Annotated in this window: 16 protein-coding genes; 4 read left to right on the top strand and 12 right to left on the bottom strand. The window is 42.1% G+C overall.

Annotation, left to right across the window (positions count from 1 at the left end):
• Window positions 1-38: 38 nt before the first annotated feature.
• Together AAEU28_RS07580 and ndk are read right to left on the bottom strand one after the other, a co-directional pair.
• A complete protein-coding gene (locus AAEU28_RS07580) occupies window positions 39-1172 on the bottom strand; it encodes a bifunctional tRNA (adenosine(37)-C2)-methyltransferase TrmG/ribosomal RNA large subunit methyltransferase RlmN (RefSeq protein ID WP_421963578.1) in 1134 nt (377 codons plus the stop codon).
• Between the two features lie 181 nt (window positions 1173-1353).
• The gene (gene ndk / locus AAEU28_RS07575) at window positions 1354-1785 is read right to left on the bottom strand and encodes a nucleoside-diphosphate kinase (RefSeq protein WP_058028790.1); all 432 of its coding nucleotides are present in this window, start codon (window positions 1783-1785) and stop codon (window positions 1354-1356) included.
• A gap of 256 nt (window positions 1786-2041) precedes the next feature.
• Between ndk and yegQ the strand changes: the two genes are divergently transcribed.
• Together yegQ and AAEU28_RS07565 are read left to right on the top strand one after the other, a co-directional pair.
• Window positions 2042-3400, top strand: a complete 1359-nt coding sequence (yegQ, locus tag AAEU28_RS07570; RefSeq protein WP_058028789.1) for a tRNA 5-hydroxyuridine modification protein YegQ — start codon at window positions 2042-2044, stop codon at window positions 3398-3400.
• A 3-nt stretch (window positions 3401-3403) separates the two neighbouring features.
• A complete protein-coding gene (locus tag AAEU28_RS07565; protein ID WP_058028788.1) occupies window positions 3404-3658 on the top strand; it encodes a YfhL family 4Fe-4S dicluster ferredoxin in 255 nt (84 codons plus the stop codon).
• A gap of 81 nt (window positions 3659-3739) precedes the next feature.
• Here AAEU28_RS07565 and AAEU28_RS07560 read toward each other — a convergent pair whose 3' ends face one another.
• The 7 genes from AAEU28_RS07560 to queA form a co-directional block, all read right to left on the bottom strand.
• Window positions 3740-4267, bottom strand: coding sequence for a hypothetical protein (locus AAEU28_RS07560; protein ID WP_171037282.1), 528 nt, complete (start codon window positions 4265-4267; stop codon window positions 3740-3742).
• 135 nt (window positions 4268-4402) lie between these two features.
• Window positions 4403-4693 carry a hypothetical protein gene (locus AAEU28_RS07555; protein ID WP_138631490.1) on the bottom strand — a complete coding sequence of 97 codons (291 nt, stop codon included), beginning with the start codon at window positions 4691-4693 and terminating at the stop codon, window positions 4403-4405.
• 140 nt (window positions 4694-4833) lie between these two features.
• Window positions 4834-5778 carry a protein translocase subunit SecF gene (gene secF, locus AAEU28_RS07550; protein WP_349284574.1) on the bottom strand — a complete coding sequence of 315 codons (945 nt, stop codon included), beginning with the start codon at window positions 5776-5778 and terminating at the stop codon, window positions 4834-4836.
• Window positions 5779-5787: 9 nt separating this feature from the next.
• Window positions 5788-7647, bottom strand: a complete 1860-nt coding sequence (gene secD, locus AAEU28_RS07545) for a protein translocase subunit SecD (protein WP_421963577.1) — start codon at window positions 7645-7647, stop codon at window positions 5788-5790.
• A gap of 30 nt (window positions 7648-7677) precedes the next feature.
• A complete protein-coding gene (gene yajC / locus AAEU28_RS07540; RefSeq protein WP_058028783.1) occupies window positions 7678-8016 on the bottom strand; it encodes a preprotein translocase subunit YajC in 339 nt (112 codons plus the stop codon).
• Between the two features lie 29 nt (window positions 8017-8045).
• Entirely contained in the window at window positions 8046-9170 is a 1125-nt protein-coding gene (tgt, locus tag AAEU28_RS07535; RefSeq protein WP_058028782.1) for a tRNA guanosine(34) transglycosylase Tgt, read from the bottom strand.
• 242 nt (window positions 9171-9412) lie between these two features.
• A complete protein-coding gene (queA, locus tag AAEU28_RS07530; RefSeq protein WP_421963576.1) occupies window positions 9413-10450 on the bottom strand; it encodes a tRNA preQ1(34) S-adenosylmethionine ribosyltransferase-isomerase QueA in 1038 nt (345 codons plus the stop codon).
• A 226-nt stretch (window positions 10451-10676) separates the two neighbouring features.
• Between queA and AAEU28_RS07525 the strand changes: the two genes are divergently transcribed.
• Together AAEU28_RS07525 and AAEU28_RS07520 are read left to right on the top strand one after the other, a co-directional pair.
• Window positions 10677-13187 carry an EAL domain-containing protein gene (locus AAEU28_RS07525; protein ID WP_421963575.1) on the top strand — a complete coding sequence of 837 codons (2511 nt, stop codon included), beginning with the start codon at window positions 10677-10679 and terminating at the stop codon, window positions 13185-13187.
• A gap of 156 nt (window positions 13188-13343) precedes the next feature.
• Window positions 13344-13547, top strand: a complete 204-nt coding sequence (locus tag AAEU28_RS07520) for a hypothetical protein (RefSeq protein ID WP_138479724.1) — start codon at window positions 13344-13346, stop codon at window positions 13545-13547.
• 86 nt (window positions 13548-13633) lie between these two features.
• On the opposite strand, the gene AAEU28_RS07515 is transcribed toward AAEU28_RS07520, so the two are convergent.
• From AAEU28_RS07515 to AAEU28_RS07505, 3 genes are read right to left on the bottom strand one after another with little or no spacing between them, the layout of a single operon-like run.
• Entirely contained in the window at window positions 13634-14527 is an 894-nt protein-coding gene (locus AAEU28_RS07515) for a hypothetical protein (protein ID WP_421963574.1), read from the bottom strand.
• A complete protein-coding gene (locus tag AAEU28_RS07510; protein ID WP_421963573.1) occupies window positions 14527-15123 on the bottom strand; it encodes a hypothetical protein in 597 nt (198 codons plus the stop codon). The genes AAEU28_RS07515 and AAEU28_RS07510 overlap by 1 nt, the downstream gene beginning before the upstream one ends.
• Window positions 15110-15649 (bottom strand): RNA polymerase sigma factor, encoded by a 540-nt coding sequence (locus tag AAEU28_RS07505; protein ID WP_421963572.1) that lies wholly within the window; start codon window positions 15647-15649, stop codon window positions 15110-15112. Before AAEU28_RS07505 ends, AAEU28_RS07510 begins: the two co-directional genes overlap by 14 nt.
• Window positions 15650-15700: the final 51 nt, after the last annotated feature.

The following is a 15700-nucleotide window of genomic DNA, read 5'->3' as shown; positions in this document are numbered from 1 at the left end:
TCAGCAATAAATAATTGCCTAAACTTAGTTACTAAAAGTTAGTTACTCACATTCACAGCAATGGCGTTATCTTCGCGCTGCTGTTTTTTCATAATACGTTTAGTACGGTCAACTACATCGCCAACTAGCTGGCCACAAGCCGCATCAATATCATCACCACGGGTACGACGAACAATGCAAGTTAAACCCGCTGCCTGGAGTACTTTTGAGAAGCGATCGATACGACTATTGCTTGAACGACCATATTCATTACCAGGGAATGGGTTAAATGGGATCAAGTTGATCTTAGACGGTGTACCTTTTAATACTTTAACCAGCTCATGCGCTTGATCTGTACTGTCGTTTACGCCTTGAAGCATAACGTATTCAATGGTGATGTCTTTATTGGCTTTTGAACCATCAATATAACGACGACATGCCGCTAAGAACTCTTCAATTGGGTACTTTTTATTAATTGGTACTAACACATCACGTAACTCATTGGTTGGCGCGTGAAGAGAAATCGCCAGTGCCACATCAATTTTCTCTTTAAGAATATCTAGCGCAGGTACAACGCCTGAAGTACTGAGTGTTACACGACGCTTAGATAAACCAAACGCCCAGTCATCCATCATCAGTTCCATCGCAGGAACGACATTGTTGATGTTAAGTAATGGCTCACCCATCCCCATCATAACCACGTTAGTGATTGGCCGCTTAGTGCTGTCACCATTGTGTAAGCCAATATCTGTCGCCACTCGCCACACCTGACCGATGATCTCTGAGACTTTTAAATTACGGTTGAAGCCCTGCTGCGCCGTTGAGCAGAATGTACATTCAAGGGCACAGCCTACTTGAGAAGATACACATAGAGTTGCGCGGTCTTTTTCTGGGATCCAAACAGTTTCAACTTCTTGGCCGCCTTCTAAGATCATTGCGTATTTGATGGTGCCATCACTGGCTACTTGCTTTACTGAAATCTCAGGCGCTTTAATTTCACATTGCGCTTGTAACTTAGCACGTAGCTTTTTATTGATGTTGCTCATATCGTCGAAGTTATCGATGCCGAAGTGATAAATCCACTTCATTACCTGATCCGCGCGGAACGGTTTTTCGCCAAATGTAGCGAACAACTCACGCATCCCCTCGCGATTCAAATCAAGTAAATTAATTTTTTTCTCTGTAGTGGCCATGAAGCAACCTCGATAAAGTGACGGTACGAAATTAAAAAGACGACGTATTGTATAAAAACCAATCAATACACTCAAACATTGTTGATGATTTTGCAAAAATAGCTATAAAAACTGACTTTGCAAAAGCAGCAAGGACTAAAAAAGGGCCCGAGAGCCCTTCTTTACTCTGTTCGATTCGCGATTAGCGAGTACGAGGACAGATTTCTTCTTCAGCGAAGAAGTAAGCGATTTCGCGAGCAGCTGACTCAGGTGCGTCAGAACCGTGTACCGCGTTCTCGTCGATGCTGTCAGCGTAGTCAGCACGTAAAGTACCAGCTAGTGCTTCTGCAGGGTTAGTAGCACCCATGATTTCACGGTTCTTAAGAACTGCGTTTTCACCTTCAAGAACCTGAACCATTACTGGGCCAGAAGTCATGAAAGAAACTAGTGCACCAAAGAAAGGACGCTCTTTGTGCTCTGCGTAGAAACCTTCAGCTTTCTCTTGAGAAAGGTGAACCATTTTAGAAGCAACGATCTTAAGACCAGCAGATTCGAAACGGTTGTAGATTGCACCGATGTGGTTTTTAGCTACCGCATCAGGCTTGATGATTGAAAAAGTACGCTCTAAAGCCATCTTTTTAGCTCCAAAATAATTGTTGAATATTTACGGGCGCGAATTATACGCGTTTTAGCGCTAAAAACCTACTAGATCTTGATCCTTTAAAAATTTCGAATAGATCAGATTTCAGCGAAAAACCATGATCTGCGTCAAACATGACAATTTCATTAACCTTTATACTGCGCCGCTTTTTAATTTCACCTGAAATTTTACCGTCACTTTTGACCGAAACAGCTGACCAGCACTCAGTTCAATGTAAGAGGTTTTTACTATGTTTGTTCCAGAGCTTTTATCCCCTGCAGGTAGTTTAAAAAATATGCGTTATGCATTCGCATATGGTGCCGATGCCGTGTATGCAGGCCAACCACGTTACAGCTTGCGCGTGCGTAACAATGAATTTGATTTAGCCAATTTAGAATTGGGGATTAACGAAGCCCATGCACTCAATAAAAAGCTCTATGTAGTTTCAAACATCGCGCCACACAATAAAAAAGTGCAAACCTACTTAAAAGACATTGAACCTGTAATTGCCATGAAGCCCGATGCACTCATCATGTCTGATCCGGGTTTAATCATGTTAGTCCGTGATAAATGGCCAGATATGCCTATTCACCTTTCTGTACAAGCTAACGCAGTTAACTATGCATCAGTTCAGTTTTGGGCGAAACAAGGGATTGAGCGGGTGATCTTATCTCGCGAATTATCCCTTGAAGAGATCGCTGAAATTCGTGAGCTGTGCCCACAAACCGAGTTAGAAGTGTTTGTTCACGGTGCATTATGCATGGCCTACTCTGGTCGCTGCTTATTATCTGGTTACATCAATAAGCGCGATCCGAATCAAGGTACGTGTACCAATGCATGCCGTTGGGAATATGACGTTAAGCCAGGTAAAGAAACTGAAACCGGCGATGTAGTGCATAAAATCGACCCACAATCTGTGATCCCTACACTGGGCGAGGGCGCACCGACCAACGAAGTTTTCATGTTAGAAGAGCAAGGTCGTCCGGGCGAATACATGCCAGCATTTGAAGACGAGCATGGTACATACATCATGAACTCAAAAGACTTGCGTGCGGTGCAGTATGTGGATCAACTGACAAAAATGGGCGTGCACAGCTTGAAGATCGAAGGTCGTACTAAATCTTTCTACTATGTAGCACGTACAGCGCAAGTTTACCGCAAGGCAATTGATGACGCGGTAGCAGGTAAACCGTTTGATCCAAACCTGATGCGCACTCTTGAGAACCTAGCACACCGTGGTTATACCGAAGGTTTCTTAAAGCGCCACGCTCACCAAGATTACCAAAACTATGAATACGGCCACTCAGTTTCTGACAAACAGCAATTTGTGGGTGAAGTATTAGGTCGCTTGGACAATGGCTTGGTTGAGATTGATGTTAAGAATAAATTCTGTACGGGTCACAGTCTTGAGCTGATGACACCGCAAGGCAACATCAGCTTCAACCTTGAGCACATGGAAAACAAAAAGGGCGAGAAAATTGACGATGCGAAAGGCTCTGGTCACATTGTAAAAATTCCATTGCCTGAAAATATCGATTTAGATCACGCTATTTTGATGCGTAATCTGAACGATCAAGAAGATACGCGTAACCCATTTAAAAAGGCCTAAATCATGGCGCTGTTGATCAATTCAAAGTGCATCAACTGTGATATGTGCGATCCTGAATGTCCGAATGAGGCCATTTATATGGGTGAGAAAATTTATGAGATTGATCCAAATAAATGCACTGAGTGTGTCGGCCATTACGACACGCCCACGTGTGTAAGTGTTTGCCCGATCGATTGCATAAAGCCCGACCCCAATCACAAAGAAGATTTAGATGCCTTAGCTGAGAAGTTTTTGCGACTCACAGGCCAAGATAAGTAAATTCAGGCTAATGTAAGATCAATAATGGCGCCCAATGGGCGCCATTATTGATCTTACATTAACTTATAACGAAGCAAGAAATTAGCGAAGTGCTTTTTCAACTTGGTCAAAATGCGCAATCACTTCGACAATTTCAAGTTCAGCATCTTCATAGGCCGATTCAAACTGCATACCTTGTGAAGCCATTGCTTGCACAGTTGCAGGGTGAACCAATAAATCTTTTGCGTGGTAGCACACTGGCGAGTCGTATTTAGGTAACTTACCGTCTTTATGGTAACCAGATTCAATTTCTTCTAGTGGCAACGTTGGAATAACATCAGCAGCTTTGTCTAATGCCGAAAGGTAGCTGTCACATGCTGGGTACTTAGCGGTGAATTCAGCTAATAATTGACGAGAGGTCGCAACAAGTTGCTGTGAGCTTTGCTCAAGTTTTTGAGATGCTTCGTTGGCTCTGATCTCACCAAGTAAGCTTTGTGCTTGTTGCTTGTAGGTGTCTAAGTTGGTTACTTTGGCTGGTGCAGCTTCAGTCGTTTGTGTTTGTTGCTCAACCTGCTCTGAACATGCTGTTAGTGCAAGGCTTGTAAGTAAAATTGCCAACCTAGATTTCATGAGAACCTCGTAATTATTATTGAAAACAATTCTCATTATACTCTTTAAAGAAAAGAATGAAATATCATTGTCATAAAATTATGAGGTTTTCTTTATTCTTCTAAATTCAGCGAATTTAGATAACTTTTAGATGCCTTACTTACCTTTACAGGTATTGGCCATAATGGCTTTTTGCGCTTGTGCTTCTTTCTCATTGTTATTTGATTTCGCCACCGCGTAACTGATCTTCGCATCGTTACACTTGTCTCTAAGCTCTTTATCCATCAAATACAGTTTATCTTTTTGTGCCTGTGCAAGCCCTTCTGTGCCTACATACTCAGCGCGTTCTTCAGGTGCTTTATCTTTCTCGTATGCTTCACCTTCGTTTACCTTGCAACCAGATAAGACAAAGGCCAAAGGTAATACTGCAATCAATAAGCTTTTCATAAATTTACCTATTTTAAATACTTTTCTTGATTATAACTGATTTGATGCAATTACAAAGGAAAGGTTCAAAAGTTGCTTTTCAGACAATAAAAAACCGCATATTTACATATGCGGTTTTTTCAAAGAAAACATAGGTTTTCTTAAGGCATGGCGTCTAAGTCCGCACCTTCTTTTTCAACTTCTACCGGTATCAAATCTTCTTTGCTTACACCCATAGCAACTGCAACTGAGCTTGCAACATAAACAGAAGAGTAAGTACCAATGAACACACCAAATAGTAGCGCAGTTGCGAAACCATGAATGGTCTGGCCGCCCCATACGAATAGCGCAATCAATACTAAAATAGTCGTGATTGATGTAACTAACGTACGATTTAGTGTTTGCGTGAGTGAGATATTGATAATTTCAATGGTGTCATCAATACGCACTTTACGGAAGTTCTCACGAATACGGTCAGATACAACAATGGTGTCATTCAGTGAGTAACCGATAACCGCTAAGATTGCTGCAAGGATCGTCAGATCAAATTCTAGGTCTAATAATGAGAAAAGACCCATAGTGATGATCACATCGTGGAAAAGTGCCGCTACCGCACCGATGGCAAAACGATATTCAAATCGAAATGCCACATACATCAAGATACAGATAAGCGCGGTGAGCATGGCTAAGCCACCCTGCTCTTTTAAGTCTTCACCCACACTTGGGCCTACAAACTCAATACGACGCATTTCTACACTGCTGTCCGCTTGTTTAAGCGCAGCGATTAGTTGGTTACCAATCGTCTCTGCTTTAACATCGCTGCCGCGTGGTGCTAAACGGACCAGTACATCTTGGCTCGAACCAAATAACTGAACTGACGCATCAGCAAAACCATTTTCAGCTAAGACAGAGCGGATTTTTGCCAGATCAGCTGGCTGTGAAAAGCCCACCTCAACCGCAGTACCACCAGTAAAGTCTAAGCCAAAATTCAATCCACGAATTGCCATAGAGGCAATTGATGCCAAGATCAATAACGCAGAAATCGCCATGGTAAGCTTGCGCGCTGACATAAAGCGGATGGTGTCATTTAATTTTAATAACTGCATATCCGTCTCCTAGATTGAAAGCTTATTAATGCGCTTGCCACCGATCACTAAATTGATCACAGCACGCGTACCGACAATGGCCGTAAACATCGACGTGATGATACCGATTGCAAGTGTTACAGCGAAGCCCGCAATTGGACCTGTACCAACCGCAAATAAGATAACGGCTGCAATCAGTGTAGTGATGTTGGCATCGAAAATGGTGCTAAACGCACTGTCATAACCTTGGTGAACCGCTTGCTGAGGGCTACGTCCATCGGCTAATTCTTCACGAATACGCTCAAAGATAAGTACGTTCGCATCCACCGCCATACCTACCGTTAGTACGATACCGGCAATACCTGGTAATGTCAGTGTCGCACCTGGGATCATCGACATAACGCCAACAATAAGTACTAGGTTAGAAGCAAGTGCAATGTTAGATACCAGACCAAAGCCTTTGTAGTACAACAACATAAATGCCAGTACAAATGCAAAGCCAAGTACCACAGCTGTCATACCCGCTTCGATGTTTTCCTGACCTAGGCTTGGACCTACTGTACGCTCTTCAACGATTTGAATTGGCGCAACTAAGGCACCAGCACGAAGTAATAAGCTCAGGTTATGGGCTTCAGCTGGGTTATCAATACCTGTAATACGGAATGAGTTGTTCAGACGAGCTTGAATGGTTGCAACGTTAATCACTTCTTCAACCTTAATTGGCGGAAGCGCTTTACCGTTTTCGTCTTTCTTACCTGATGGCTTATATTCAATGAATACGGTCGCCATACGCTTACCAACAGCACGTTTAGTGAAGGCACTCATTTTAGCGCCACCTTTACTATCAAGGTTGATGCTCACCTGAGGGCGTGAGTATTCATCCATACCCGATTGTGCGCCAGTAATGTGAGAGCCGCCTAAAATAACGCGTTTCTTCAGTACTACTGGGTAGCCATCTTTGTGCATGATCACTTCAGTGCCCGGTGGCACACGGCCTTGGGCAGCAGAGCGTACATCCGCGTTTTCATCTACTTCACGGAACTCAAGCGTAGCCGTTGCACCTAAAATTTCTTTAGCACGAGCAGTGTCTTGAACACCTGGTAGTTGCACAATAATACGTTCAGCACCTTGCTGTTGTACATTTGGTTCAGCAACACCTAACTGGTTAATACGGTTACGAATGATGGTTTCGTTCTGTTTGATTGCGTAAGCGCGGATCTCTTTGAACTTCTGATCGCTCAAGCTCGCGAAGAATGCCAAGCTGTTGCTGCTATCATCAACAAAGTTATACAGTGGGTAACGCTGCTTTAAGAAGCGCTCTGCCGCATCTTTGTCATCATCATTACGCATGATCACTTGTACGCGTTCAGCACCCGAGACACGGCGAATAGAACGATAACGAAGTTTTTCACCACGTAAGTCACTCTTGAAATCTTGCTCCATGGTTTCTAACGCATTGTCTAACGCTGTGACCATGTCGACTTCCATTGTGAAGTGAACACCACCACTTAAATCTAGGCCAAGCTTCATTGGATTACCGCCAATGTCTTTCAACCAATCAGGTTGTGCTGGGCTCATATTAATTGCTGAAATGTAGTCGTCAGATAGGCTGTCACGCAAAATATCTTGCGCTTTTAACTGCTCTTCAACATTCGTAAAACGTACCAATACTTGATCGTTTTCTAATGCTGAAGATTTAACTGTGATGTTGTTCTCTTTTAGAGTCTCATTTACTTTGTCTAGCACGCTTAGATCAGCGCTGGCACCTTTAGTACCAGAAACCTGTATGGCCGGATCTCGGCCATACAGGTTTGGTGTGGCATATAAAATACCAATCGCTAATACAGCCAGAACAAGTAAATACTTCCACATTGGATACTTGTTTAACACAGGCTTTACCTTTTTATTTTTGTTTTTAGATTACAGCGATTTCATTGTGCCTTTAGGCAACACAGCTGATACTGCTGATTTTTGTACTGTAACTTCAGTTTGATCATTTAAAGCAATAACGACAAAGTCTTTGTCATCAGCAACTTTAGTGATTTTACCTACTAAGCCACCTTGTGTAAGTACTTCGTCACCTTTACCTAATGCACCCATTAGGTCTTTATGCTCTTTTACACGCTTAGCTTGTGGACGGTAGATTAAGAAATAAAATACCAAACCAAATACACCTAACATGATAAGCATTTCCATGCCACCGCCAGCAGGTGCAGGCGCTGCAGCACTTGCATGCGCAGTCGAGATAAATAAACTCATAACACTTCCTCTTATATTTTAAATTTATATTATTCTGTTTCAGCTAATGGCGGCACTGGTAGGCCACGTTTAGCGTAAAAATCTTCTACGAATTCGTCTAGCTTGCCCTCGGCAATCGCATTTCTTAGACCTTCCATTACACGTTGATAGAAACGTAAGTTATGGATAGTATTTAAACGTGCACCTAAGATTTCATTACACTTATCTAAGTGGTGTAAATAAGCACGCGAGTAGTTTTTACATGTATGACAATCGCACTCAGGATCTAATGGACCTGTATCTGTTTTGTGAACTGCGTTACGGATTTTAATAACACCCGTACTGATAAACAAGTGACCGTTACGCGCATTACGCGTTGGCATTACACAGTCAAACATATCGATACCACGACGCACCGCTTCAACTAAGTCTTCTGGTTTACCAACGCCCATTAAATAGCGCGGCTTATCTTCTGGCATTTTGTAAGCACAGTGATCAAGGATGTTGATCATGTCTTCTTTTGGCTCGCCCACTGATAAACCACCGAGTGCATAACCATCAAAGCCAATTTCTTCTAGGCCTTTTTGTGATTCTGCACGAAGCTCAGGGTACATACCACCTTGAATAATACCGAATAACGCTGAAGGGTTATCACCATGACCTTCTTTCGAGCGTTTTGCCCAGCGTAGTGATAATTCCATTGAGTCACGGGCTTCTTTTTCAGTTGCAGGGTAAGGTGTACATTCGTCAAAGATCATGACGATGTCTGAACCTAAGTCACGCTGTACTTGCATCGCTTTCTCTGGCGATAACATGATTTTTTCACCATTCACTGGTGACTTAAACATTACGCCTTCTTCAGAAATTTTGCGCATTGCGCCTAAGCTGAATACTTGGAAACCGCCTGAATCAGTCAGGATTGGCTTATCCCAGTTCATGAAGTCATGCAAATCGCCATGTTGCTTGATGATTTCAGTACCAGGACGAAGCATTAAGTGAAAGGTATTACCCAAGCAGATATGTGCACCTGTGTCTTTTAATTCATCAGGCGTCATGCCTTTAACAGTACCGTACGTACCTACAGGCATAAATGCAGGCGTTTCGACCACACCACGGTCAAAAATCAAACGGCCGCGACGGGCTTTACCATCTGTGCGATCTAATTCAAATTTCATAGCTACCTCAAAAGTCGGAAAAACAGTCCAACACTCGTTCTATAAACGCCATCGCGTTTATTTTTAGAGCTGATTTTAACCGTCCGATTCTACCTTGTTTACACAGTGAATTCTAATTATTGGGGCGAAAACTAAGAAATTAAAGATGGATAAAGACAGGAGTTAATAAGAAAAGCTTAAAACAACAAGGCCCTGAGTTTCAGGGCCTTAATAGAATATCATTCGCTATTGAATTTTAGTCGTTATTTATCTTGTTTGGTGATAAACATGGCATCGCCATAGCTGAAGAAGCGATATTGCTCATTCACTGCCGTTTTATAGGCATTGATAATATGATCTTGGCCTGCAAACGCACTCACTAACATGATCAAAGTAGATTCTGGTAAGTGGAAGTTAGTGATCATGGCATCGACTACCTGAAATTCATAACCAGGGTAGATGAAAATGTCTGTATCGCCATAAAGTGGCTGTAATTCACCTTCGCTCGCTTTCGCCGCAGACTCCAGTGAACGAACAGATGTCGTACCTACCGCAATCACTCGACCGCCATTGGCTTTGGTTTTCTTGATAGCATCAACCACTTCTTGAGACACTTCAATGTACTCAGAATGCATCACGTGCTCATCTACTGAATCAACACGCACAGGTTGGAAAGTGCCCGCACCTACATGCAAAGTAATGAACTGTGTTTCTATGCCTTTTTCTTTGATCTTTTCAAGCAATGCTTCATCAAAGTGTAAACCCGCTGTCGGCGCCGCCACTGCACCTGGCTTTTCGTTGTATACGGTTTGATAACGCGCTTTATCTTCTTCCGTATCTGGGCGGTCAATATAAGGCGGTAAAGGCATATGGCCAATGTCATCTAAGATGTTTAACACCGTTTTCTCACCTTTGAACTCAAGCTCAAACAACTCACCATGACGTGCGATCATAGTCGCTTCTGCTTTACCTTCTAAAATCAGTGTTGCACCTTCTTTTGGTGACTTGCTTGAACGGACATGGGCAAGCACTCGATGCTCGTCTACAACACGTTCAACCAACACTTCAACTTTACCACCTGTGCTTTTTTGGCCATACATACGGGCTGGGATCACTTTGGTATTGTTGAAGATCATTAAATCGTTCGGATTTAAGAAATCAATGAGATCTTTGAAGATCTTGTGACCTAACTCGCCTGTATTCCCATCGAGAGTCAGTAGTCGGCTCGCAGTACGATCTGCCATAGGATGACGAGCGATTAACTCATCAGGAAGTTCAAAACTAAAGTCAGCAACGCGCATGACAACACCTCAAGTTATAAAACAGCGGCCAAGTTTAGTGTTCCTATAACACTTAATCAAGTGCTTGTAAGTGCACAAAAATAGCATTAACCTAGGTCTTCGAAGCAATGTTTTTAGAAACAGCTAATTACCGACATTTTAGAAAAGAATAATTAAAATAAAACATACTCGGTAAAGCAAAGGTATCGTAGACGATGACAACAAATCGATTGAGGTTAATATAAGTATGGCAAGGCAACTTTCATTGCTCATAGTCAATGCCAGCGAGTCCGAACGCGCAACCATTACACTTACCCTCAATAAACTAGAAGTGTTTGAAATCGTCGAATGTGAAGATAGCCAAGCTGCTTTGCATCTATTAAAACAACGAGCCGTTGATCTCATTATCACAGGGCTCGATGTTGGAAAAATTGATGGCTGGCGCTTTGCACGTATGGTGCGCTCAGGATTATTAGAAACCCCCAAACACACGCCCATCGTGCTCACTCCGCCTATTTATTGCGAACGCATTGCTGAAACTACCGCCAGAAGTTATAGCATTGATGCCGTTTTACCTTTTGAGAAACATGAGCAACTTCCTGAGTTATTAGCCAATGTGTTATCTACACAATTGGAAAAGAGCAGCCGCCTTGATTTGTTATTATTCGAGCCTGATCATACTCAAGCAGAAGAAATCTGCGAGCAACTCGAGTTCAGTTTTGCATGTACCGTTGTTAACTCGCTACAAGATGCACAAGCGCTATTCTTACAAAACCAATACGCAATTGTGTTGATTAACACCTCTGGTACAACCTACTCTGAAAGTAAGCAATTAATCGCGGCAATTTTAGAGCATAAGCCAAATCAATCCGTTGTGACTATCATCGACAGTAAAGACGTCAATGATGCAGAGCAACTACTCCTTATGGGTGTGACTGACTTTGTCAGAGCGCCTTACAACTTGCCAATTTTAAACAAAGTCTGTGATCATGCTGCGCGCCGTGAAGATTTTATGGTGAGTTATGCAGAGTTTGCAGACAAAGTATCACAACTCAGTCAAAGCGAACGTCGCTACAAAGACTTATTCTCTGCACACCAACGTATTCTATTGCATTTAAATACCGTGGTCATGGAGTTAGACACCGAAGCTAAAATTCGCTTTATTAACCCAGCTTGGGAAGCACTCTCAGGATTCGGCATTAAAGCCAGTTTAGGTGTCTCGTTAAAAACGTTCATCCATAAAGATGATCAGCACACCTTGAATAAGCAGCTCGCCAAAGTCAAAACAGGGACGCAACGTTACGCTCAGCTTGAATTACAACTCACTCAAAAAAATGGTGCGTCTATTTGGGTTGAATGTCGCTTTCAGCTCATTAAAAACACCACTTCTGATGTTACGATTACGGCAACGATAGATAACATTCACGAACGTAAACAGGCTGAATTGCAATTACGTCATTTAGCCCTGCATGACACATTAACCGGGCTGCACAACCGCTATTACTTCGACCAGCAGTTGCAAAGTCTCTGTAAAACTATGAGTGAAGACTCACTTTCTGAACATGCACTGCTATATATTGACCTCGATCATTTTAAAATTATTAATGATTCTAAAGGGCACCAACAAGGAGACATCATTCTTAAAGAAGTTGCTCAACTATTTGGCCACAACATAGGTGATGAACACCTGATCTTCCGAATTGGCGGTGATGAGTTCGCCGTGATCTTAAAAGAAGTCAGTTTACTTGATGCGCATATTATTGCCGAAAGTATCTGTATGGCCATCGATAAGCATGAGTTTCACTCTGAAGAAAATAGCTATTCCATTAGCTGCTCAATCGGCTTAACTCAGATAACAGCCTCTAACCATGATGCCAATGAGTCATTAAAACAGGCAGATATTGCTCTCTATATTGCTAAGAGCTTAGGTCGTAATTTAGTGCATTGTTATAACAAAGACGACGCCGAAAATAATACCCTGCAAGGCGGATTAGAATGGGGTCATGCTGTACGCCAAGCACTACAAAACGAACAAGTCGAACTGCACTATCAACCGATTTGGTCTTTTAAACATGCGCATATAGCGTACTTTGAAACCTTGCTGCGTTTAAAAATAAACGATGAACTAATTTACCCAAATCAGTTTATTCCTGCTTTAGAGTTACTTAACGATACCTTCCTAATGGATCAATGTGTGGTAAAACATGCCATTAAGGCGCTCTCTGAGCATGTTGAATTGAGTCAGGTTGCAATTAACCTATCTGCCCACTCATTTTTAGATGAAAGGTTATTACCCCATATTCAAGATTGCTTAGTGCAATATCAAGTCAATCCAAGTCGAGTGATATTTGAAATCACAGAATCGGCGAGTATCAATAACTTGTCAGCGACTCAGGCGATGATCAAGAAACTGAATCAACTGGGCTGCCATTTCTCGATTGATGACTTTGGCACAGGCTTCAGTACCTTTAGCTATTTAAAGCAGCTCCCTGCTCAACATGTAAAAATTGATGGATCGTTTGTTCGCGACATGCTCAATGATCCCATTGATCTTGCTTTGGTGAAGGCCGTGAATGATATTAGTCATTCATTAGACAAGCACTCTGTTGCTGAATATGTTGAAAGCAAAGACATATTTGATGCTTTAAAAGAGATTGGTATTGATTACGGGCAAGGGTATTTTATTGCTAAGCCAATGCCGATAAACCTACTCAAAAAAGAAATTACAACTATTTTCCCAGAGAAAACAGTTGCGTAACAATTTAATACAGAACTGAACTTTTACTTAACGATTTCTCATCTATAATAAAACCTATGTGAAAAACGATGTCAGCTAAATATTAAGATTTCAACTTTTTAGCACGACATCACAAGGATTGATAAATATCACAATAGGAAAGTTAAGGAGGTCGTTATGCTGCTATTAGTATCTTTTTTGCTGATCTTACACTGCATCATTGCATATCAATGTTACTTAAGTACACAAAAGAAAGGGTATCCTACTTTTGTGTTTACTCTACTTAGTTTGATCCCTTATTTTAATCTGGTTGTTTGGGTGTATTTACTGTTTTTGCCAAACCTCAACGAGCAAACACACATGCACCAATCAAGTAATTAACCTGAGCTATGGTTAATTAAAAGACCTTTGATAAACAAAGAAAAAGAGGGCTGACAGCCCTCTTTTCATGTAGCGATCTAGCGCCACTAGAATTGATATTGTGTTGCGCTCTTCGCCAATTTATCTGCGTTAATATCCCCTTTAACACATGACTCTATATCCGACTTTTTAAATACTAAAATATGCTTTTCTTGCTGGTATGAAGGCGTAAACTTGAAACTTACATGCTCACTGTCTTTAACACTGCGTAAGCCATTACCATAATCACATAAGCTATTTGCCAAACTCACCGTCACAGTGGTTTTAAGCAACGCTTGTTGCGCTTGCTGTTGAGCCTGACGCTGTGCTCTATCCTGCTTCAGTTTTTCTTTAAGCTGTACCTTGCTCTCAGTCAATTTAACTTTTTCGGCTTCTAATTTTGCGATTTCTTTAGCGATTTCTTTATGATGCTCAAGCAGCTCTTGGTTTTTCTCTTCTTGACGTCTTAACATGTAATCTAGTTCATGTTTTTCTCGCTCTAATTCATGTAACTCGCGCCGTGTTTCACGCTCTTGCTCTGCCACTTCTCGTATTTGCTCCGCGCCTTGGCGCACCGCTTCTAAAGCTACTTGATACGCCTCTTTCGAGACATCTGCAATGTTGTCACCGAGCACTGACATTTGCATTTCTAACGCTGAAAAATCTGGTGATTGGATCTCTGTAAGGCCATGTATATCTTGCATATCCCCAATATGCTTACGCCAATCAAACAGACTTTTATTTCGTAAACTCACATCAAAAATAAGCCCTTGATCAGCCAAGTAGTAGCCTTCGACATTCTGAACTTGCCCCTTGGTATCATGCTTTAATGCCGTGCTCACAACTCGCTGAAAAATAGTCACTTCTCGTTGTAATTTAGCGATATCTTGATCTGTTTTCGCTGCTGTTGAAAATGTTGCACTTAGCACTGCAACTGATAATAAAGAGAGTAAAGTTTTCATTATTGACCTCCATTATGCGCAATCGTTTGCAATGGCGCATGTTCCACTTGCTCTGCAAGTTCATTGAGTTGTAAACGTAGAATCGCTTGATCTTGGGCTCTTTGTGTTTGCAAAAATGCCAGTAAATCATCGAGTGCCACTTGGCGTTCTGCACGATTGGTGAGTAACACTTGATTGGTTAGGTCAGCTTGTAAATTCTGACTTGTTTGCATCTGAGCTAAAATTTTGTGCATGGTATCTTGCTGTTTTGCTATTTGAGTTTGTTGTGCCACAAGACCTTGCTCTAGTGTTTGGTTTTGTTGCCACAGTTGCACAGATAGAAGGCTCAAAAAGCCAACACAAGCCGCCATGCCCCACTGCATCCAATGCCCTTGAAAACGACTGACTTGTTTAAGCTGTGGCATCACTATGTGCGTATCAGACGGAACCTCTTGCTCTACATAATTGTTGGCCATGCTCTGCCAAGACTGGGCGTTTTCAAACAGCGGCTTAGTTTCTGGATCTGCTAGAACTTGAGCTTGCTGAGCTTCTGTAAGCTGCTCACCATCAAGCCACTTTTCGAGTAGTTCATGGGGGGTCATTTCATGATTCGACACGGATCACCTCCAATGGCGCTTTCATTTTTCCAAGCGCACTATATAAACGGGATTTAACGGTATTTGGCGAAATAGCCAGCTGCTCAGCGATTTCTTCAAAGGTGAAATGCTGGAAAAACTTCAGTTCAACAATTTGTCGCTGCTCGAACGGTAAAGCCTGTAGCGCAGCATGAATATGCTGATTATCACTTTGTAATTGAATTGGGCAACTGGGTGTATGGGCAGCTTCAGAGACTTCTTCAAGCGGACTAGACTGCCTTTGCTTACGAAAGAAGTCCATACAGCGCGCTTGGGTCACCGAAAATAGCCAAGTCTTAAATTGACTCTGGCCATGAAAGTTATGCAAAGAGCGATAGACACTCATAAAGGCTTCTTGCATTAAATCAAGTGCATCATGGCTATTGCCAGTCAGGCGAAGACAATGGTTATAAACCTGCTGCTCATGCTGCTTGATAAGCTTTAACCACGCAGCTTGGTCGCCTTGTTGGGCTTTTTTTATGAGTTTGTCTTGGCTTTGAAAAAACACCTTTAAACCCTAATTATTAATCTCTGTTTAGTTAGTCGAAAGGTGTTTTAA

It is taken from the genome of Pseudoalteromonas sp. SS15 (assembly GCF_049257195.1).
Lineage (GTDB): Bacteria > Pseudomonadota > Gammaproteobacteria > Enterobacterales > Alteromonadaceae > Pseudoalteromonas.
This window is presented reverse-complemented; position numbering and strand designations above follow the sequence as displayed.